General features: G+C 49.0%; 2 protein-coding genes and 1 pseudogene. All 3 read right to left on the bottom strand.

The genetic code is table 11. The features are described from left to right. On the bottom strand, positions 1 to 323 hold a 323-nt coding region (gene frdD, locus C9I89_RS22250; protein WP_107285498.1), incomplete at its 3' end, for a fumarate reductase subunit FrdD. 10 nt (positions 324 to 333) lie between these two features. Next, positions 334 to 717 carry a fumarate reductase subunit FrdC gene (gene frdC / locus C9I89_RS22245; RefSeq protein ID WP_107285497.1) on the bottom strand — a complete coding sequence of 128 codons (384 nt, stop codon included), beginning with the start codon at positions 715 to 717 and terminating at the stop codon, positions 334 to 336. Positions 718 to 719: 2 nt separating this feature from the next. Beyond that, positions 720 to 887 (bottom strand): annotated as a pseudogene (locus tag C9I89_RS22240) (fumarate reductase iron-sulfur subunit); the annotation flags it as partial.

Raw genomic sequence — 887 nt, 5'->3', positions numbered from 1 at the left:
AGGAATGCCGTCGCGTAACACGCGATTTTACCTGCCACACCGGTGTGGAATTTCAGGTCATGCATACCGTGGTGCAGGCGGTGCATGGCATGCCACATTGGTAGTGCCAGCGTAGCGATAGTAAATAGTGCGCCGATAATGCTGGTGACGAAGCCTGTTACACGCTCGTAGCTCATCGCTTCAGCATCAATCATGCCTAGCGGCACCATGATACCCAGAACAAGTACAGTTACCGGTGTTAGCATTGCGAACCAAGTACCACCAGCACCAAACAGACCCCACCATACCGGCTCGTCAGAACGTTTAGGATTTAGATTTACCACGTGGTTCTCCTTAAACTAGCACTAGAACGAAGAGTGAGATAGCAGCCACTGCAGCCCACTGCGCCAGTACAACAATTTTTTTATCAAGTGCTTTGCCTTTGATTTTAATCGGCACTACTTGAGGCATCATGCTGAAGAATGTTTGTGCGTGGAACAAGCTGCCCAGAAGCGCAAGAATGTTCAAAATCACAACGACTGGGTTAGACATAAAATCTAACCAGCCAGCCCACGCTTCAGGACCTTTCACCAGGCTACCCAGACCGAAGGTCAGGCAGATCGTGAAGAAGATCAGTGGTAAAACTGTTGCTTCACGAACCATATAGAAGCGGTAGAAAGGGTGATCTTTCCACCAGGTGCGTGTCATTTCGCGAACGTAAGGTTTACGGTTGCTCATCCTTATGCCTCCTGAGGCTTAATCATGGCAATAACAAAATCTTTAGAAGATTCAACTTTACCCTGGTTAACCGCTGCTGCCGGATCAACGCTCTTCGGACAAACTTCAGAACAGTAACCGACGAAAGTACAGCCCCAAGCGCCGTTCTCGCCGTTGATCAGCTTCATACG

This window comes from Photobacterium lipolyticum, assembly GCF_003026475.1.
Lineage (GTDB): Bacteria > Pseudomonadota > Gammaproteobacteria > Enterobacterales > Vibrionaceae > Photobacterium > Photobacterium lipolyticum.
The sequence above is the reverse complement of the archived record's forward strand: the minus strand, read 5'-3'. Positions and strand labels throughout refer to the sequence as shown.